The sequence below is a fragment of the Bacillus sp. EB106-02-03-XG38 genome (assembly GCF_058792175.1).
This window is the reverse complement of the sequence record NZ_JBYTED010000009.1, coordinates 15,816-35,067: the sequence shown is the minus strand read 5'-3', so window position 1 is coordinate 35,067 and position 19,252 is coordinate 15,816. Positions and strand designations below refer to the sequence as shown.

At 37.3% G+C, this 19,252-nt stretch carries 22 protein-coding genes; 13 read left to right on the top strand and 9 right to left on the bottom strand.

Translation table 11 applies throughout. From position 1 onward, the window contains the following. Positions 1–144 precede the first annotated feature (144 nt). Both dapF and AC3WTI_RS26290 read left to right on the top strand, forming a co-directional pair. Complete coding sequence (gene dapF, locus AC3WTI_RS26295; protein ID WP_097841516.1) at positions 145–1,011, top strand: diaminopimelate epimerase; 867 nt, start codon at positions 145–147, stop codon at positions 1,009–1,011. A gap of 41 nt (positions 1,012–1,052) precedes the next feature. Then, positions 1,053–1,406: a HesB/IscA family protein gene (locus AC3WTI_RS26290; protein WP_000573828.1), complete on the top strand. Its 354-nt coding sequence runs from the start codon at positions 1,053–1,055 to the stop codon at positions 1,404–1,406. 105 nt (positions 1,407–1,511) lie between these two features. Here AC3WTI_RS26290 and AC3WTI_RS26285 read toward each other — a convergent pair whose 3' ends face one another. Next, positions 1,512–2,075, bottom strand: coding sequence for a GNAT family N-acetyltransferase (locus AC3WTI_RS26285; RefSeq protein WP_097841517.1), 564 nt, complete (start codon positions 2,073–2,075; stop codon positions 1,512–1,514). A gap of 162 nt (positions 2,076–2,237) precedes the next feature. On the opposite strand from AC3WTI_RS26285, the gene AC3WTI_RS26280 reads away from it, so the two are divergent. Together AC3WTI_RS26280 and AC3WTI_RS26275 are read left to right on the top strand one after the other, a co-directional pair. Next, positions 2,238–2,336: a methyltransferase gene (locus AC3WTI_RS26280; RefSeq protein WP_253621663.1), complete on the top strand. Its 99-nt coding sequence runs from the start codon at positions 2,238–2,240 to the stop codon at positions 2,334–2,336. 105 nt (positions 2,337–2,441) lie between these two features. Next, positions 2,442–2,795, top strand: coding sequence for a YxeA family protein (locus AC3WTI_RS26275; protein WP_097841518.1), 354 nt, complete (start codon positions 2,442–2,444; stop codon positions 2,793–2,795). Between the two features lie 28 nt (positions 2,796–2,823). Here the strand turns inward: AC3WTI_RS26275 and AC3WTI_RS26270 are convergent, their stop codons facing one another. Continuing rightward, positions 2,824–3,285 (bottom strand): 2-thiouracil desulfurase family protein, encoded by a 462-nt coding sequence (locus tag AC3WTI_RS26270; RefSeq protein ID WP_097841519.1) that lies wholly within the window; start codon positions 3,283–3,285, stop codon positions 2,824–2,826. A gap of 80 nt (positions 3,286–3,365) precedes the next feature. Here AC3WTI_RS26270 and AC3WTI_RS26265 point away from each other — a divergent pair, with 80 nt between their 5' ends. Continuing rightward, entirely contained in the window at positions 3,366–4,247 is an 882-nt protein-coding gene (locus AC3WTI_RS26265; RefSeq protein ID WP_097841520.1) for a helix-turn-helix domain-containing protein, read from the top strand. A 17-nt stretch (positions 4,248–4,264) separates the two neighbouring features. Here AC3WTI_RS26265 and AC3WTI_RS26260 read toward each other — a convergent pair whose 3' ends face one another. The 3 genes from AC3WTI_RS26260 to AC3WTI_RS26250 form a co-directional block, all read right to left on the bottom strand. After that, entirely contained in the window at positions 4,265–5,512 is a 1,248-nt protein-coding gene (locus AC3WTI_RS26260) for an MFS transporter (RefSeq protein ID WP_097841521.1), read from the bottom strand. A 175-nt stretch (positions 5,513–5,687) separates the two neighbouring features. Further along, positions 5,688–6,164 carry a GyrI-like domain-containing protein gene (locus AC3WTI_RS26255; protein WP_097841522.1) on the bottom strand — a complete coding sequence of 159 codons (477 nt, stop codon included), beginning with the start codon at positions 6,162–6,164 and terminating at the stop codon, positions 5,688–5,690. A 126-nt stretch (positions 6,165–6,290) separates the two neighbouring features. Beyond that, complete coding sequence (locus AC3WTI_RS26250) at positions 6,291–7,280, bottom strand: NAD(P)/FAD-dependent oxidoreductase (RefSeq protein ID WP_113759735.1); 990 nt, start codon at positions 7,278–7,280, stop codon at positions 6,291–6,293. Between the two features lie 462 nt (positions 7,281–7,742). Between AC3WTI_RS26250 and AC3WTI_RS26245 the strand changes: the two genes are divergently transcribed. The 5 genes from AC3WTI_RS26245 to pepA all read left to right on the top strand — a co-directional run bounded on the left by AC3WTI_RS26245 (position 7,743) and on the right by pepA (position 12,220). Further along, a complete protein-coding gene (locus tag AC3WTI_RS26245; protein WP_000856609.1) occupies positions 7,743–8,951 on the top strand; it encodes an NAD(P)/FAD-dependent oxidoreductase in 1,209 nt (402 codons plus the stop codon). 122 nt (positions 8,952–9,073) lie between these two features. Then, positions 9,074–9,580, top strand: a complete 507-nt coding sequence (locus tag AC3WTI_RS26240; RefSeq protein ID WP_087959443.1) for an NUDIX hydrolase — start codon at positions 9,074–9,076, stop codon at positions 9,578–9,580. Next, entirely contained in the window at positions 9,577–9,894 is a 318-nt protein-coding gene (locus AC3WTI_RS26235) for a YuiB family protein (RefSeq protein ID WP_000027015.1), read from the top strand. Before AC3WTI_RS26240 ends, AC3WTI_RS26235 begins: the two co-directional genes overlap by 4 nt. 86 nt (positions 9,895–9,980) lie before the next feature. Then, entirely contained in the window at positions 9,981–10,607 is a 627-nt protein-coding gene (spsC, locus tag AC3WTI_RS26230) for a stationary phase survival protein SpsC (RefSeq protein ID WP_063260536.1), read from the top strand. Positions 10,608–10,735: 128 nt separating this feature from the next. Continuing rightward, entirely contained in the window at positions 10,736–12,220 is a 1,485-nt protein-coding gene (gene pepA / locus AC3WTI_RS26225; protein WP_087959444.1) for a cytosol aminopeptidase, read from the top strand. Between the two features lie 92 nt (positions 12,221–12,312). Here the strand turns inward: pepA and cdaS are convergent, their stop codons facing one another. Beyond that, a complete protein-coding gene (gene cdaS / locus AC3WTI_RS26220) occupies positions 12,313–12,918 on the bottom strand; it encodes a sporulation-specific diadenylate cyclase CdaS (protein ID WP_087959445.1) in 606 nt (201 codons plus the stop codon). A gap of 143 nt (positions 12,919–13,061) precedes the next feature. Here cdaS and AC3WTI_RS26215 point away from each other — a divergent pair, with 143 nt between their 5' ends. Both AC3WTI_RS26215 and galU read left to right on the top strand, forming a co-directional pair. Then, on the top strand, positions 13,062–14,786 hold the full coding sequence (locus AC3WTI_RS26215) for a phospho-sugar mutase (RefSeq protein WP_087959446.1): 1,725 nt from the start codon (positions 13,062–13,064) through the stop codon (positions 14,784–14,786). 108 nt (positions 14,787–14,894) lie between these two features. Then, positions 14,895–15,782 carry a UTP--glucose-1-phosphate uridylyltransferase GalU gene (galU, locus tag AC3WTI_RS26210; RefSeq protein WP_000832653.1) on the top strand — a complete coding sequence of 296 codons (888 nt, stop codon included), beginning with the start codon at positions 14,895–14,897 and terminating at the stop codon, positions 15,780–15,782. Between the two features lie 45 nt (positions 15,783–15,827). Here galU and AC3WTI_RS26205 read toward each other — a convergent pair whose 3' ends face one another. Next, positions 15,828–16,421 (bottom strand): biotin transporter BioY, encoded by a 594-nt coding sequence (locus tag AC3WTI_RS26205; protein WP_097841523.1) that lies wholly within the window; start codon positions 16,419–16,421, stop codon positions 15,828–15,830. A 50-nt stretch (positions 16,422–16,471) separates the two neighbouring features. Then, positions 16,472–17,215: a DUF3298 and DUF4163 domain-containing protein gene (locus AC3WTI_RS26200; RefSeq protein ID WP_087959448.1), complete on the bottom strand. Its 744-nt coding sequence runs from the start codon at positions 17,213–17,215 to the stop codon at positions 16,472–16,474. Positions 17,216–17,310: 95 nt separating this feature from the next. Between AC3WTI_RS26200 and AC3WTI_RS26195 the strand changes: the two genes are divergently transcribed. Continuing rightward, entirely contained in the window at positions 17,311–17,694 is a 384-nt protein-coding gene (locus AC3WTI_RS26195; protein ID WP_001140608.1) for a hotdog fold thioesterase, read from the top strand. 38 nt (positions 17,695–17,732) lie between these two features. On the opposite strand, the gene AC3WTI_RS26190 is transcribed toward AC3WTI_RS26195, so the two are convergent. Continuing rightward, positions 17,733–19,109 carry a glycine--tRNA ligase gene (locus tag AC3WTI_RS26190; RefSeq protein WP_000287154.1) on the bottom strand — a complete coding sequence of 459 codons (1,377 nt, stop codon included), beginning with the start codon at positions 19,107–19,109 and terminating at the stop codon, positions 17,733–17,735. Positions 19,110–19,252 lie beyond the last annotated feature (143 nt).

Sequence of the window (19,252 nt, the reverse complement as noted above, 5' to 3'; positions counted from 1 at the left end):
AAGGGCTTTTTTCTTACACAACTTGTGCAAGAAGGGCTCATCGCCAAATGTTGTCAAATATGAGAAACGGGGGACATTCATATTGTGTTCTAAAAGCGTGCATTTTATACTTGAAATAACAAATTATTTTTGGAGTGAATACAAATGAGCCAATTTTCTTTTACAAAAATGCATGGTCTTGGCAATAGTTATATATATGTAAATATGTTTGAAGAACAAATTCCGGAAGAAGATTTAGCTCTTGTGGCGGAAAAGGTTTCAAATATTAATACTGGTATTGGAGCAGATGGAATGATTTTAATTTGTCCATCTGACGTAGCTCCGGTGAAAATGCGCATGTTTAATAATGATGGATCAGAAGGAAAGAGCTGTGGTAACGGTCTACGCTGCGTAGCGAAATATGCGTATGAGCATAAACTAGTAGAAGAAACAGTTTTCACAATTGAAACGTTAGCTGGCATTGTAACGGCGGAAGTAACGGTAGAAGAAGGGAAAGTTACGTTAGCGAAAATCGATATGGGAGCACCGCGTTTAACGCGTGAAGAAATACCGATGCTTGGTGAAGGTGAAACACCATTTATTCGTGAAAACTTCTTATACAATAATCATCGTTATGCATTTACAGCTGTTTCAATGGGGAATCCGCATGCGGTTATTTTTGTAGATGATGTAGAACAAGCACCTCTTACAACACTTGGTCCAGTCCTTGAGACACATGAAATGTTCCCAGAGCGAGTAAATGTTGAATTCATTGAGATTTTGAATGAGGAAGAGATGAACTTCCGCGTTTGGGAACGTGGATCTGGTGTAACACAAGCCTGCGGAACAGGGGCGTGTGCTGCAGTTGTAGCCTCTATTTTAAATGGAAAGATGGAACGTGGTAAGGAAATTACAGTTCATTTAGCTGGCGGCGATTTAATGATTGCATGGACAGAAGAAGGCAATGTGTTAATGAAAGGACCAGCGGAAGTAATTTGCTGCGGAGTGTATGAGTACAAGATAGAAGCGTAAAGATGTATAATAGAATGAGAACAGAAAGGATGGTGTATTTCATGATTGAAGTTACAGAACAAGCAGCTTTTCAAATTAAAGATATGTTAAAAGATGCTGAAGATGGAGAGAAGTACGTGCGCCTTGCTGTACATGGCGGCGGGTGTACTGGTCTTTCTTACGGCTTAGGATTTGAAGTAGAACCAAAAGAAGACGACACAGTTCTTGAGTTTTTCGGTGTTGAATTTGTTATTGATAAAGAAAGTGCTCCAATTGTTAAAGGAGTAAAAATTGATTATAAACAATCGATGCTTGGCGGCGGGTTCACAATTGATAATCCAAACGCAATCGCATCATGCGGATGTGGATCATCTTTCCGTACAGCGACAAATGCTGGTAAGCCAGAAGAGTGCTAAGTTTTTAGCAGAAATAGAGAAAGACCTTTTTAGCGATGAAATAAAATCGTTAAGGAGGTCTTTTCTTGTGCCGTGAAAGTCCAATTAGTAAGGCTTATTAAAGTTTTACTTTATCTTTGCATAGATGCAAGTATCAGTTAGTTGTTTGCCGTCAGCGGTAAGATCTTCATTACGTAATATCCCTTCAAGCTCAAAACCTAATTTTTCAGGAATTGCACGACTTTTCGTGTTATTACGTTCACATCGTATTTCAATCCTTCTAAATTCGAATAACTGAAATCCAAAGTTTATTAACGCACTTACTGTTTCCATCATATATCCATGGCCACTAAATTGCGTGTCAATCCAGTATCCAACTTCACATTTAGAAACCTTCCAATCAATTGCGTGAAGGCTAGCAGTTCCAATAAAATCATTTGTCTCCTTATGATAGATAAGATAGCGAAAGCTTTCTCTTTTCAAAAAATCTATATGTGCATTTCTCAGAAGAATTTCCGTTTCTTCAACAGTAGGAATGGACTGGAATAGAGACAACCATTGCTTTAATTCACGGATGGAATCTTTAATAGCTTCGTGTACGATATTCCCTTCACCAGCTTGAAGTGGTGCTCGAAGAATGAGTCTGTCGGTTTCTATTTGTAACGGAACATCTAATAAAATAGGGTTCATATTATTTCTCCTCTCAAAAGCTAGAAAACAATAAATATATATTCAATTCATCACTTAGAAATCCTTTTTCACATATTGAAGACGAAATTGCCAGTTGGATAAGGAGTGATTATTTTTTTTCTGATTTTCGTCTTTTGCATAATTAGGGGTTGGTTTATATGTATGAAGGAGTTTAACGAAGTAATAGCAACTCATCCAAGTTTAGAATCCGTACTTATTCCAATTGGTGACGGAATGACGGTTTCTAAAGTGAAGAAATAATTATTATCTTACAAAAGTGTAATGTTCATGTCATGTTTTTGAATTTCTTCTTTAAAGCTCAGGCTTTAAGATAACAATATAAGAAAAACACATGAGGTGAAGGAAATGAAAAGATATATTGCACTTTTTAGTATTTTAGTTGTATTTGCAAGCCTATTAGTTGGCTGTGATTTAAATCGTATGGGTAAAGATGAGTATTACGTTCAAATTACAGTAGACGGAAAAGAGTATAATGGTAAGTCTGATAACGGAGAGCCATACAAACATTTTGAGTATAAATTAAAAGGATTTGATAAAGACGGAAAAGAAAAAGAATTAGAATTTAATGCTCAAAAAAATCTTCGTAAAGATGCATTCTTACGTGTATACCATTCAGATAAAAAAGGTGTATCAGCATGGGAAGAAGTAAAGAAAGACGAGCTTCCAGCGAAAGTGCAAGAAAAATTAGGTGCAAAATAAGAAGGAAAAAAGGAATTGACGAACAGGGTCAATTCCTTTTTATATTCTCAAAATCTTCTTCTGAAATGACTGTAAATCCATGTCTTTTGAATAACGCAGTGGTTACCCCGTAACCAGTTTGTTTATTTCCGTTAAATTCTCCAGTGTAAATCGTAGAACTACCACAAGATGGGCTGCGTTCCTTTAAAATAATATATTCTGGATGTAAATTTTTAATTTGTTCTAACGCTTTATAAGCACCGGTCACGAAAGCTTCTGTAACATCATCACCGTCTTTTGTCATCACTTTCGCTTTTCCATCCAAAACGTCAGCACCATTCCCACCAATAATTTCAGCTGAGGGACGAGGCGTTGGTAATCCTCCTAATACTTCAGGACAAATGAGGACTGTATCTTCTTGTTGCAGCAAATCTTCTATTTTTGAAACGAGATTGTCATTTCCATCATACCGACAAGCGATACCACCTAAACAAGCGCTAATTACGATCATATTTTCATCTCCACTAAAAAAATATTAAATATCACGCCAATTTCTCTTCCCGCTTCTTACCTATAAATGAGGTGATAAGAATGGGAAGCTTATATAACTTAATGAAACCATATAGTGAATTTCGAAGTAAAGAAGAGTTTAATACATATCAAAAACAAGTTTTGAAGTGCTATCGATTTCAATTGAATAAAACGGATGCTACTATTATTCATTTTCTAGGAAAGTATGCAGTGAATGAGGAACAGAAAACAGTGGGAGTTGCTTGTCCGTTAATGGAGACGATTGCGACGAATGTTGGAAAGAGTATTCGTACAGTACGCCGCTCAATTGTAAAGTTAGAGGAGCTAGGAATTATAAAGCGTGTTGCGACAAAAGAAAGACATAAACGCGGCGGATATAGTGCGAACTTATATGTATTTCTTATATCTGCAATTGACCGCATGAATGACCGTATGAAACTGTCCGCATGTGAAAGTGATGTTCGTGCAGCTGGCTGTAGTGAAAATGAGCAAAAAAATGAGGGGGAAACAATTCTTTCTAAAAACATTCCACAAATAAAAGAGAATAGAAAAGAAACGTACGAACTTGATGAGACGTATTGTCGTCACGATATACTGAAGCCTTTTATATACGCACTTGTGCCGATGACGCGTAATCCGAAGAAGATTAATATATTTTGGAGTAAGGTGGAACTTGCATATAAAAAGAGCGGGTTACTAGAGCAAGGTGTGTTACTGGAGCAAATATTAGCGGATGAAGAAGTGTATGGAAATTTCATTTGGCGAGTAAAGAGTGTTGTGAGAGCGTATAAATACGGGGAAATCCGTAAAAATGTTAAGGCGCTTTTATATAGTACAGTGCGGGATCTATTTTTAGAGGTTGGACTAGAATGGGGAGCAGCTATGAGAAGAAGTAAGGGGATACCGTTATTTGATCCGTTTAAAAAAGAGCCATGCGTATAACACATGACTCCAAGTCGTTAATCAAACTTTCTTACAACTGGAACACGAATCGCTACAAATAGTACGAAGACGATAACGGCGATTGCACCGCTTTTCATAACGGTTACGATTGGAATTCCTATTGCAAGTGCGATTGATGTGAATGCATAAGAAAGCGGGATAAAGCCCATTGATGATAGCATAAGTAGACTCATTACGCGTCCCATCATTTCTTCTTTTACTGTCGATTGAATCATCGCCATAAGCGGAACGATAGCCATTGCGATTGTAATACCGTAAAACATGCCAGCTAATAATGCTTGCCAAAGTACGGTGCTAAAGTTAATGGATAAGAAGAATACACCAGACAGTAGCATCATGATAATGCAAAATAGACCACGTCTACGATTAATATTTTTTAAACCGACAATGACAGCGCCTATTGCCATTCCGCCACCTACAGATGCTTCTAAGTAACTAAACTGAAGAGAATCACCGTGCAGAACATTTTTAACGAAAAGCGGGAAACCGACTTGCATCGGACCAATTAAAAATAAGTTTAAAAAGGCGCTACAAAGAAGGAAGGTTGAAAGGAATGGTGATTCTTTTACATATAAGATTCCTTCTTTAATAGAAGTGAACATGCCTTTGTCTGTATTTTCTTGTTCTGGCATCGTAAATTGTATTTTTTGAACGAGTATGGCTGCGACGATCAGTAATAAAATCGTGATCGAAAAGATCGTTTCATAGTTCGTAAATTTAATAAGAATGCCGCCAAGTACAGGGCCTAAGATGACCGATGCTTGGTTTGTCATTTGTGTAAGTGAGTTTGCTTGTGTTAAACGGCTTTTTTCTACAAGTTCAGGCAAGATAGATCCATCAGCTGACCAGAAAAAAGCATCAGCAAGTCCAAAGAATAAAGCGAATAAAGCAAATGTATACAGTGTTACATCACCTACGATGAACCATGTAAGAATGGTTGCGACGAGAATAGCACGAACAATATTAGAATAAAACATAATGTTTTTTTTCGGGAATTTATCAGCTACAGCGCCGCCGATAATCATAAAAATAAGCCTTGGAACACTAAGAGCTACGAAAACAACACCGAGTGAAGCCTCAAGGTTTAATGTTTTTGCTATGTACCACGTTTGTGAAAAAGTAAAAAAGGCTAAAGCAAAACTTGAAAAGAGTGTAGCTGCCCAAAGAAAAAGGAAATTCGTATTTTTTAATAACGGTTTTCCACTTCCCTCTAAAGCAGATTTATTTTGTTGTAGTTCCTCCATATTGCTTCCTTTCTATGTGACAAATTTAAACTAAAAAACCTGTTAACAATCGTTTTATACAGTTTCTAATATTTCTATACTGCACTTTCTCATTGTAGACAATAATAATGAATTTGCACAGTGGCTATTTAACGACAAAAAAGAAGATACCAAAGGGTATCTTCTTTTTTGTCGTTTAGGCTAATGCAATATAAATATCCAATTGTGTGTTGGTTGGATCTGTTGCTTTTTCATCATAAAGCTCAAAGTCTGTTGTAAAAGCACGTTTGTTTTCTTTTGACCATTTCCAAATATATTCCCAAGCTTCGCAAACGACTTCAGCAACTGGTCCCTTTCTCGTTGTAAATACCGCATACGTAGCAGCAGGTATCGTTAAAGTTGTCATATTTTCAGGCACGTCTTCTAATGAAGAAACGGGCATACCGATTGTAAATTGATATGTACCAGTTTCATCTGATTCGTAATTGGAGTAGAAAGCGAGTGTTTCTTTTGTTTGTTGATTTGGGATGTGATGCATAATTTGTTCTTGGAAGTATTGGTTCCAAAGCCCTGGAATTTTTCCTTCAGTAGATGCCTCTATTTCATTTGTTGTCGTAATCGAAACGCCGATTGCTTGGAAAGCTTCTTTTTTTACGATAATAGGTTCTTTCATTTTTAAAATATCCCCCTCACCAAATAGAACGTTTGTTCCTTTTTATCATAACATATTTTGGAAGGATACGGTAGCACAATAACAAAAGAACTCCTTCGCGTAAAAGGAGTTCTTTTCATTTCTATATTAAAACATACTAGAGCTATGCATCGGTTGAAGTTTTGCGTTTGGATCAAAGTAAGCTTTTGCATTGTTTACTGCTGTTGGTGCTTCACCGAAGCCGCAAGCAATGAGTTTTACTTTTCCTTCATATGTACAAATGTCACCAGCAGCGTAAATGCCAGGAATATTTGTTTCCATTTTCGAGTTCACGAGAATGCTGTTTTTTTGTATATCTAAGCCCCAGTTTTTAATTGGGCCAAGGGAAGAAACGAAGCCGTAGTTTACGATTACATCATCAACGTCGATGATAATTTTTTCTTCCGTTTTTACATGTTGAAGAACGACTTGTTCAATTTTGTCATCCCCAATGAGCTCTACTGGAATGTACGGTGTACTTACTTCTGCACGAGAATTCATTAAGCTTTCTACGCTATGTTCGTGCGCACGGAATTTATCACGGCGATGAACGATTGTAACTTTGTCAGCGATCGGCTCTAACATCATTGTCCAATCAACAGCTGAATCGCCGCCGCCAAATACTACGACGCGCTTACCAGCGAATTTATTCATATCATCAACGAAATAATGTAAGTTTTTCTTTTCATACTTTGCTGTACCTTCTAATTCTAAGCGGCGTGGTTGGAAAGCACCATTGCCAGCAGTAATAATAACTGATTTAGAATAGTGAGTTTGCTTATTCGTAACAAGTTTAAATATACCGTCAGCTTGTTTCTCAAGCGTATCAACAGCTTCTTCTAAACAAACGGTTGGATCAAATTTCTTCATTTGCTCTTTTAAGTTATCAACTAATTCTTGTGCGCGCACTTTTGGGAATCCAGCTACATCATAAATGTATTTTTCAGGGTAGAGTGCGGATAATTGTCCTCCAAGTTGAGGTAAGCTTTCAATGATTTTTACACTTGCTTGTCTCATACCGCCATAAAATGCTGTGAACAGCCCTGTCGGACCACCACCAATAATTGTTATGTCGTAAACTTTTTGATTTTCTGCCACTTTCATTCCCCCTATAGATGGAATTTTGATATTGATTTCATATATTGTTCATATGTACACGAAAATCCTGCAAATGATGACACTTTCAAATAAATGATAGCATATTTGAGTTCATAATACTTCTGAAAACGACTGAATTGTGTGTAAGTTTTCGCATAGATGCGTTTTTAATTGTATAAAATATGAAGAAAGGAAAATACATGAAAAAAAGGCTGAAAAACCCTTGAAAACGCTATGTTATTTTAAAATATTGATAATTCTCCAGACGCTTGAATTCTGGAATAAAACCGACTAATATAGGGAAGTATTATGTTAAATTTCTATGACAAAATTCGTACGATTTTTTGACTGCGTTTTGTTATGATATAGAATGTGATAAATTCCACATTCTTGACAAATAGAGTTTTTAGTACTTGGTATTATTTTTCATTACTATTATATAAAGAAAAGGGTTGTGATTTGGTGAAGACTCCAAAAATCGTAGTTTTAGGTGCAGGTTATGGCGGGATGATTACGACTGTTCGTCTGCAAAAAGCATTATCTGTAAATGAAGCTGAAATTACGTTAGTAAACAACAACAGCTATCACTACCAAGCGACTTGGTTACATGAGAGCGCAGCTGGTACATTACAAGATGAAAAAATCTGTCTAGATATTCAAGACGTTATTGATACAAATAAAGTAAACTTTGTACAAGATACAGTAGTAGAAATTAAAGCTGCTGAAAAACGCATTATCTTAAAAGACGGTGAGTTAGAGTATGACTACTTAGTAATCGGTCTTGGTTTCGAATCAGAAACATTCGGAATTACAGGATTAAAAGAGCATGCATTCTCAATCGCTAACATTAATGCAACTCGTGAAATTCGTGAGCATATGGAAGCTAGCTTCGCTAAATATGCAACTGAACAACGCGATGAGTTAGTAACAATCGTTGTTGGTGGTGCTGGATTTACTGGTATCGAATACGTAGGTGAGCTTGCAAACCGTGTTCCTGAACTTTGCAAAGAGTACAATGTACCACGTGAAAAAGCACGTATCATCTGTGTAGAAGCTGCTCCAACAGCACTTCCAGGTTTCGATCCAGCGTTAGTAGAATACGCTGTGAAACAACTTGAGAAAAAAGGTGTAGAATTCCGCATCGGTACAGCAATTAAAGAAGCAACTGAAGAAGGTATTATCGTTGCAAATGGCGATGATACTGAATTAATTAAGTCTGAAACAGTAGTTTGGGCTGCAGGTGTTCGTGGTAACGGTATTGTGGAAGAGTCTGGCTTTGAAGCAATGCGCGGACGTGTAAAAGTTGATGAGTACATGCACGCTCCAGGATACGAAGAAGTATTCATGGTTGGTGACGCAGCGTTAATCATTAACGAAGAAATTAATCGTCCATACCCACCAACAGCACAAATTGCAATTCAACAAGGTTACAACATTGCACACAACTTAACTGTGTTAGTTCGTGGCAAGGGCGAAATGAAGAAATTCGCATTCGACAATAAAGGATCTGTATGTTCTTTAGGTCATGACGATGCAATGGGCGTTGTTATGGGCAAAAAGTTAACAGGTTGGAAAGCTTCTTTCATGAAGAAAGTTATTGATAACCGTTACCTATTCTTATTAGGTGGACCTTTATTAGTTCTTAAAAAAGGTAAATTAAAATTCTTTTAATATATAGTAGAAAAAGCAGAAACGGCTAAGAGCTGTTTCTGCTTTTTTCATTTAAAAAATATAGTATAATATATAAAAAAGAAAGAATATTCTGTCCGTTCTGATAGAGGAGGTATTACATCATGGAGAAACGAGGAAAAGTATGGCTAGCTGTCGGTGGTTTAGTTGCTACAAAAGATGGCAGATGGCTATTCGTTAAGAAGAAGTACAGTGGATTAAAGGGGAAATGGTCTTTGCCGGCTGGTTTTGTAAATGAAGGTGAGACGGTTGATGAAGCTGTGAAACGTGAAGTGTTAGAAGAGACAGGCATTGTCGCTCATGTGAAGGGGATCATTGGTGTTCGATCTGGCGTGATTCGAAATGAGATTAGTGATAATATGATTATTTTCCTTTTGGAGCCTGAAGGGGAAGATATTATTGTACAGGAGAAGGAATTGTCTGAAGTAGCATTTCTACATCCAGATACGATTGCGGACGACTCAGATACGTCTGTACTTATTAAATATTTGTTGGAAAGAAAATCAGAATTTCATCTTGAGATGGACAAAACATTAAATCCAGGAGAGCACTTTGGTTATACAGCCTATCATGTATTTACAGCGCATACGAAGGAGAGGGAGAAAGAGTGAGTATACCGGTACTACTGATTTCAATGATGTTATTTTTCATTTTGTTTTTTGGAATTGGATTTTTACTCAACATGATATTGCGAGCAACATGGGTAATGGTTATTGTGTATCCGATTGTTTGTATGCTTATTATTAATAAGGCGAGTATGTGGGATTACTTTTCAAAGCCAAAAGAAACATTCTCTTCATTTGGGACAAGTGTATCGCATTTAGGGCAAGCGGATGTATTTATTTTATCGACTGGATTAGTAGGTGCTGCTTTAGCTGGAATTGTCATTAAGAAACTTCGGAAAAGCGGATATCAAATGTTTTAATCTCCAATTCATTTGGAGATTATTTTTTTGCATATTCCTTCATTGTATAGGGAATGATTAACGATGAAGGAGTGTGGAATATAAAAATGTTAAAACGATATTGTATTCGCATTATGATGACTTGTTTACTTGTATCCGCATTATGCGTAACATGGAATGCTTTCACAGGAGTTTCTTTATTAGAGATTGTAAAGAAATATGAGGGAACGAGTGCAAAAGAAGTACATGCAGCAGAAGTTAAGAGAAATGTTGCTCCGAGTAAAGAAGTGATAAATGCTTTAGAGCAGGCAAACGACTGGTCTAAATATCGTTCAATTGAAATGACTGCAACAGGTTATACGTCGGGGATTGAGTCAACTGGCAAGAGGCCAGGACATCCGGAGTATGGTATTACATATTCAGGTGTTAAGGCGAAAAGGGATTTATATTCCACAATCGCTGCGGATTTACGCGTATTCCCAATTGGGACAATTTTATTCGTACCAGGCTATGGGTATGGTGTAGTAGCTGATAAGGGCGGTGCGATAAAAGGAAACCGTCTTGATCTGTATTATGATACGGTGAAAGATGTTTATAGCCAATGGGGTAAGAAAAAAGTAAATGTGTATGTAGTGAAAGTTGGAAATGGTAAGTTTTCAGAAGAAGAGTTAACGATGTTAAATCAAGACGAAACGATGCAAGTGTTCCGCGGTCAATATTTAAAACAAAGATAGTCTAGTGGTAATTACGCTAGACTTTTTTTATTTCATAATAGAGGCAATAGCAGAAGTTAGAATTGTCGCATTTTATCGAAAATAAAGTTATAATAAAGGTAGAGTAGAGAAATTTAGGGGGTCTGAACATGTTTCAAGTACAAAAAGAATTAGTAAGCCATGAAGCGGTAATTGTTGCCTTATTTGAAGAAGAGAAAACGAGTAGTTTTGTACAAGAACTGGACAAAGCGTTTGAAGGACAATTACAAGTTTTATTAGAAGAGAAAGAACTTTCTACTAAGAAGAAAGCTATTTCAAAAGTACATAGTTTAGGAAAAACAAATGTGAAACGTTATTATTTCGTTGGTTTAGGTAAGAAAGAATCTTATACGACGGAAACGTTACGTGCAGCTCTTGGTAAGGCGTTTAAAACGTTACAGGCAGCAAAAGTACAAGATGCAGCAATCTTACTGGATTCTTTCGTAACAGACAAATTAGACGCAATTGATGTAGCTCACATTGCAGCAGAAGTACAAGGTCTTGGTACATATGAATTAGAAACGTATAAATCAGATAAAAAGGATCGTGTGGAATTAGAGAAGTTCACGGCTATTACAGCGGAGGATGCACAAGAAATTGAAGCTGCATTAACAGTTGGTTACGTACATGGACATGCGACAAATTCAGCCCGTACACTTGTAAATATGCCGCCAAATGTATTAACAGCTACGAAGCTTGCTGAGTATGCTGTTGAGTTAGCGGAGAAGTATGATATGGATTATAAAGTTCTTGAGAAGGAAGAAATGGAAGACCTTGGTATGGGTGCGTTACTTGCAGTAAACCAAGGTAGTGTAGAGCCACCAAAAATGATCGCTCTTATTTATAAAGGAAAAGAAGAGTGGACAGATGTTATTGGATTCGTTGGAAAAGGAATCACATACGATACAGGTGGTTATTCTTTAAAACCACGTGAAGGCATGGTCGGGATGAAAGGTGATATGGGCGGTGCAGCTGCTGTATTAGGTGCGATGGAAATTATCGGTGAACTTCGCCCAGAGCAAAATGTAATTGCTGTTATTCCATCAACTGATAACGTTGTAAGTGGTACAGCATTTAAGCCAGACGATGTAATTACATCTATGAGCGGAAAAACAATTGAAGTATTAAATACAGATGCAGAAGGTCGTCTAGCGTTAGCTGATGGTATTACGTATGCTAAAAAATTAGGTGCAAACTACCTTATTGATGTTGCGACATTAACAGGTGGAGTAATTGTTGCACTTGGAAATCATACGACAGGCGCAATGACAAATAATGAAGAATTGTTTGAGCAAGTGCTAGAGGCATCTATGGAAACAGATGAATCAATTTGGCAATTACCAATTTTTGATCGTGATAAAGAACGCGTGAGAAACAGTAAGTTTGCTGATTTAAATAACTCACCAGGCCGCGAAGGACATGCGGTTATGGCAGGTACATTCTTAGGTGAATTCGCTGAAGATACACCTTGGGTACACTTAGACATCGCTGGAACATCTGAATCATCAGGAGTGCATGATTTAGGGCCAGCTGGTGCAACAGGTGCAATGGTACGTACACTTGCAACATTTGTTGAACGTTTCGGAGAAGAATAAGATTATAAGAGAAGGCTGTTCCAACATTTTGGAACAGCCTTTTTTTATTGGTATGACTATGGGCGTCTTTTCACACAGTAACTCGTTTCATTTTACAAGGAAATCGTATACAACGTCCCATTTAAGGCGAATGAAGTACGACCTGTTTCTTCAGAGACAACTAAAATAAGGGCATCGCTTTTTTCTGATAAGCCAATGGCAGCTCTGTGACGTGTTCCTAGCTCAGGATCGATTTCTGTGCTTTTCGTCAGTGGAAGAATATTGGCAGCTGAAACAATATGATTATTTTTAACGAGAACGGCTCCGTCATGCAGAGGGTTACCTGGGTAGAAAATGGATTCAAGTAACGGTGAGGTTAAATGAGCATGTAATGTTGTTCCAGTTTGAATGAGAGAGTCAAGTGGCTCATTTCTTTCCACAACAATAAGAGCCCCGTGTTTTCGGACGCTTAAATGTTGGACAGTTGTTGTAATAGAATGTGAACTTTCCGTATAAGGTGATAAATACGCTTGAATATAGTATGTAGCTGCCAATGTTTGTACGTTTGCTAACATATGATGAATATCTTCCATTTTGCACAAAATACATTCATCTTCTTTATCAATTGCTTGCCTCATAATGGATAATTCTTTTTCGGCAATTTCAATCATTTGCTTTGTTTGTATTTTGAGCTCTTCTGACAAGCCCCATTCTTGCATAATTCTCATTCCCTTTAGTGGAGTATTTAACCATAGTGTATACAAATATTACTAGTAAAATCCTGTTAGATTGTAAAAAATATTGAGATACAGGTTGTTTTTTTCATATAATAAAGGTATGACAAGCGAGAGGAGATAGAAGTATGAACTGGAAACAAGAATTTAGTCGCTGGCTTTCCTATGCAGAGTTAGACGCAGAACTAAAAGAACAGTTAGAAAACATGAAGCAAGATGAGAAGAAAATTGAGGACAGCTTTTATAAAAATCTAGAATTCGGCACGGGTGGTATGCGTGGTGAACTTGGTGCTGGTACGAACCGTTTGAATGTATATACAGTTCGTAAAGCAACGCAAGGATTAGCGAAATTTATTGAAAAATTAGGTGAAGAAGCGAAGAAGCGCGGTGTTGTTGTTGCGTACGATTCTCGTCATAAATCACCTGAGTTCGCAATGGAAGTAGCTGCTACACTTGGTGCACACGGTATTACAACATATGTGTTTGAAAGCTTACGTCCAACGCCAGTGCTTTCTTTCGCAGTTCGTCATTTACATACAGTGAGTGGAATCGTTCTTACGGCAAGCCACAATCCACCGGAATATAACGGTTATAAAGTATACGGTGATGATGGTGGGCAATTGCCTCCAAAAGAAGCTGATGAATTAATTAGCTACGTAAACGCAGTAGAAGATGAATTAACAGTTGAGGTTGCTGATGTTGAGCAATTAAAAGCTGATGGTTTATTACATATTATTGGACAAGAAGTAGATGATGCATATGCTGCAGAATTGAACAATGTCATTATTAATAAAGAAATGGTAAAAAACGTTGGGAAAGACTTAAAAATCGTCTTTACACCACTACACGGAACATCAAATATTTCTGTGCGCCGTGGTTTAGAAGAAGTTGGATTTACAGATGTAACAGTTGTAAAAGAGCAAGAGTTACCAGATCCGAACTTCTCTACAGTAAAATCACCGAACCCAGAAGAGCATGCGGCGTTTGAGTATGCAATTCGTGACGGTGAGAAGGTAGGCGCAGATGTGTTAATCGCAACGGATCCTGACGCAGACCGCCTTGGCGTGGCAGTTCGTAATCACGATGGTGAGTTCCAAGTATTAACGGGTAACCAAACAGGTGCATTAATGCTTGATTACTTATTATCTCAAAAGAAAGAAAACGGAACACTTCCAGCGAACGGTGTTGTATTAAAAACAATCGTAACGTCTGAAATTGGCCGTACAATCGCGAAAGCATACGGTTTAGATACAGTTGATACGTTAACTGGATTTAAATTTATCGGTGAGAAAATTAAACAGTATGAAGAAAGCGGACAATACGAATTCCAATTCGGTTATGAGGAAAGCTATGGTTATTTAATTCGTCCATTCTGCCGTGATAAAGATGCAGTACAATCTGTTCTATTCGCATGTGAAGTAGCTGCATACTACAAGTCACAAGGTAAAACGTTATACGATGGTCTATTAGAAGTATTTGCGAAGTACGGTTTCTTCCGTGAAGATCTTGTATCGCTAACGCTAAAAGGAAAAGATGGAGCGGAACAAATTCAAGAAATGATGGCAACATTCCGTGAAAATCCTCCGACAGAAGTAGCGGGCTTAACAGTTGTAGCAGTTGAAGACTACAAAGCGAGTATCGTTACATCTTTACAAGATGGACATAAAGAAGAGATTCACTTACCGAAATCAAATGTGTTAAAATATCAATTAGAAGATGGTTCTTGGTTCTGCCTACGTCCATCTGGAACTGAACCGAAGATCAAATTCTACTTTGGTGTACAAGATAGTTCTTTACAAAATAGTGAACAAAAGTTACTTACTATTAAAGAAGATATTATGAATCGTTTATAATATAAAGTAATTTCGGGTAGTAGGAAACAAAAGGGAGTGAAACCTCCCTTTTGTTCTATGTAAGGAAATGATCGTTATTGATTCTGAAAGAAGAGAGGGTATTTTGTGATGAAAAGAGTAAGAAAAGCGATAATCCCAGCAGCTGGATTAGGAACACGTTTTTTACCAGCTACAAAAGCAATGCCAAAAGAAATGTTACCGATAGTAGATAAACCAACTATCCAATACATTGTAGAAGAAGCAGTAAAATCAGGAATCGAAGATATTATTATCGTTACTGGTAAAACGAAGCGTTCTATTGAAGATCATTTTGATAATGCATTTGAGTTAGAGCAAAACTTATTAGAAAAGAAAAAGTATGAGTTACTTGAAAAAGTACAGGCTTCTTCAAAAATGGTAGATATTCACTATATCCGTCAAAAAGAACCAAAAGGATTAGGACACGCTGTTTGGTGTGCACGTAAATTCATCGGTGATGAGCCATTCGCTGTTTTATTAGGTGATGATATCGTTCAAGCTGAAAAACCTTGTTTACGTCAATTAATTGAAGAATATGATAAAACGCTTTCTTCTGTTATTGGTGTACAAACGGTTCCAGAAGATGAAACACACCGCTACGGAATTATCGACCCATTAGAGCAAGAAGGACGCCGTTACCAAGTTCGTAATTTCGTTGAGAAACCAGCAGCAGGTACAGCACCTTCAAACTTAGCAATTATGGGACGTTACGTATTAACACCTGAAATCTTCATGTTCTTAGAACAGCAACATGTTGGTGCTGGTGGCGAAATCCAGTTAACAGATGCTATTCAAAGCTTAAACGAAATTCAACGTGTATTCGCTTACGATTTCGAAGGAAAGCGCTATGATGTAGGTGAAAAGTTAGGATTCGTTCAAACGACAATTGAAATGGCCCTGCAACACCCAGAATTACGTGATGACATGGTTGTAATGATGAAGAAAATTTTAGAAGAACATACGAATCAAGAGTCTTAATATAAAAAAGGAGTTATTTCAGTGCGCTGAAATAACTCCTTTTTATTATGAAATCGTCGAATGAGAATGCTGATAAGCGGAACGACGTACAGCATAGTATATGCGAGGTGCGATGATAGCACCGATCATTGTAAATACAATATCTTTTACTGCGAACCACATCATAATCATCCAAGCAGCTTTATAGCTCATATTACCGCCCATGAAGAGATTAACTGCCCCGTACATATAAGTAGTACCGATAATATAAGTTAAAATAATTCCTGTGAAAGAGGCAATTGCAAATGTACGAAATGTTGGTTTTTCCTTTTGTTCTACGAGTTTTCCTGCTACGTAAGCAACGATAATAAATGCGATAATAAAGCCACCAGTAGGATCTAACAGTGCTCCAAATCCAGCTTTGAAGTTAGCGAAGATGGGCGCGCCTGCTAATCCGACAAGCATATAAACAGTCATTGATAATGCGCCAAGTCTACTTCCAAGAAGAAGCCCTGCTAAAATTGCGAAAAATGGTTGCATAGATAATGGGATGCCTGCTACTTGTAAGAATGGTGCCCAAGATACAATATTTGCACCAATGGCCATAAGAGCAACGAACATGGCAGCTAATGCTAAATCTAAAACATGAAATCTTCTCATAATGTTAACCTCCTGTTGTTTTTAGGTTAACATTATCGTAGCGAAAATATTTACTTGTTGTCAATCAAAATATTTTGATAAGAAGGCTTCAAATAGTCTCTTAGCAACGTATACGGAATACGAAATTGCGGAATTCCGCTTGAATAAGGAGCAATCTCATATAGAGGGAAATAAATGACGAGATTGTTCGGCTCTAAAAAGAAGTGAAACTTTTTCGTGCTCATGACCTTTTCAGTTGCATCGGGAAAATAAATGCTTTCATTTTGTTTAATTTGTCTTACTATCTCAGCACGAATTACTTCTTTATATTTATCTTTTTGTTGAAATAAATCATCTAAGCGTAGTAACTTTTTTTCGTTTAAATCAAATGTGTTTGCTTTCCACGTATAAAGACCGTGCGCACCACCTGTATATTGATAGTAATTCAAATATAGGCTGAGAAAAGGTGGTTTATTTAAGGAGACTTTGTAATCAACATTCGCCACGTACGGATGAAATGGCGTACTAGATCCTTCTGTTTCTTTATAATATTTTTTTGCGTCTTTTTCTAATCTAGTTTTAAATTTATCAGTAGATTTTTTGTAATAGAAATTAAGCTTATTTTGAAATTTAGAATCAGAAAAGTTATGAAATGAAGGTCTGTTAATTTGATATTCTATATAAGGTTTCTTACCTTTTTGCGTTACAGTCTGAACATCGATTGTCAGGTTAGATGTTTTGGCTGCTAGTGCACAATTTGGTACAATAGTCAGCAAGGAGAACATAAGTAATAGTATACAAAATTTCTGTTTCATTTAGGTGAAACCTCCTTATATAAGTGTTATACGTAGTTTGAAAATAAACAGGTAAAATTATACATTTAATTACAGTGAGAGAAGGGGGAAGCGATATGGCAAAAACTTTAATGGATTCACTTGGAATTGAGTTGTTAGAGATGACAGAAGATAAGGTGGTTGCTACGATGCCTGTTGATGAGCGTACGCATCAGCCTTTTGGTTTTTTACACGGTGGTGCATCTCTTGCATTAGCAGAAACAGTAGCAAGCGTTGGCTCATACAATTTAATTGATCAAGAGAAATGCATCTGTTTTGGTCTAGAAATTAATGCAAATCACATTCGCTCAAAGAAAGATGGAATTGTAACAGCGATCGGAACACCGATACATAGAGGAAATTCAACGATGGTTTGGGATGTGCGTATCATTGATGAAAATGATGATTTATTATGCATATCACGATGTACAGTAGCAATTAAAGAAAAACGTGAAAAGTAAAAAAGAGGCGCTCTCATGAGCTGCCTCTTTTTTTATAATTAGAACTGGATTTTCTTCTCTAAGAAACCTTTTAGTTCGCTAATTGGCATACGAACTTGTTCCATTGTGTCACGGTCACGTACTGTAACAGCTTTGTCTTCAACTGAGTCGAAGTCGTAAGTGATACAGAATGGTGTACCGATTTCGTCTTGACGACGGTAACGTTTACCGATAGAACCAGTTTCGTCAAAGTCTACCATGAAGTCTTTAGCTAATTCTGCGAATACTTCAGTAGCACCTTCAGATAGCTTTTTAGATAATGGTAAGATAGCTGCTTTGTATGGTGCTAAAGCAGGGTGGAAACGAAGAACTGTACGAGAATCGTTTTCTAATTGCTCTTCCTCGTATGCATCACATAAGAATGCTAATGTTACGCGGTCAGCACCTAAAGAAGGCTCGATGCAGTATGGTACGTAACGCTCATTCGTTTGTGGATCAATATAGTTAAAGTCTTCGTTAGAGTGTTCCATGTGACGTTTTAAATCGAAGTCTGTACGAGATGCTACGCCCCATAGTTCGCCCCAACCGAATGGGAATTTGAATTCAATATCAGTTGTTGCGTTACTGTAATGAGATAACTCTTCTTCACCGTGGTCACGAAGACGCATGCTCTCTTCAGTCATACCAAGTGAAAGTAACCAGTTCTTACAAGTTTCACGCCAGAATGCGAACCACTCTAAATCTTCACCAGGCTTACAGAAGAATTCAAGTTCCATTTGTTCGAATTCACGTGTACGGAATGTGAAGTTACCAGGTGTGATTTCATTACGGAAGCTCTTACCGATTTGGCCAATACCAAATGGAAGTTTTTTACGCATAGAGCGTTGTACGTTTTTAAAGTTTACGAAAATACCTTGTGCTGTTTCAGGACGAAGGAAGATTTCGTTTGTGCTAGACTCTGTAACACCTTGGAATGTTTTGAACATTAAGTTGAACTGACGGATTTCAGTGAATTCTTCACTACCGCAATCAGGACATTTTACTTCATGTTCTTTCATTAAGTCAGCCATTTGGTCGAAAGTAAGACCGTCAACAACCATTTCGATGCCTTTTGCATCTAAAGCATCTTCAATTAATTTGTCAGCACGGTGACGCGCTTTACATTTTTTACAGTCGATCATTGGATCGTTGAAGTTACCAACGTGACCAGAAGCGATCCAAGTTTTTGGGTTCATTAAAATAGCTGCGTCTAAACCAACGTTGTATGGAGATTCTTGAATGAATTTTTTCCACCAAGCTTTTTTAACGTTATTTTTTAATTCGATTCCAAGTGGACCGTAATCCCAAGTGTTTGCAAGACCACCGTAAATTTCAGAACCAGGGAAAACAAAACCGCGATGTTTCGCTAAGTTTACAACTTGTTCCATTGAATACATAATAAAATCCTCCTTTTGAAAGTTAACGTATTGGCGATGACGTGCTCAGATGCTAGTGAAACGAGCGGTATATGCTTTGAAAAACATAAAAAAACGCTCATCCCAAGGCTTAATTGCCTAGGGACGAGCGTTTGCCCGCGGTT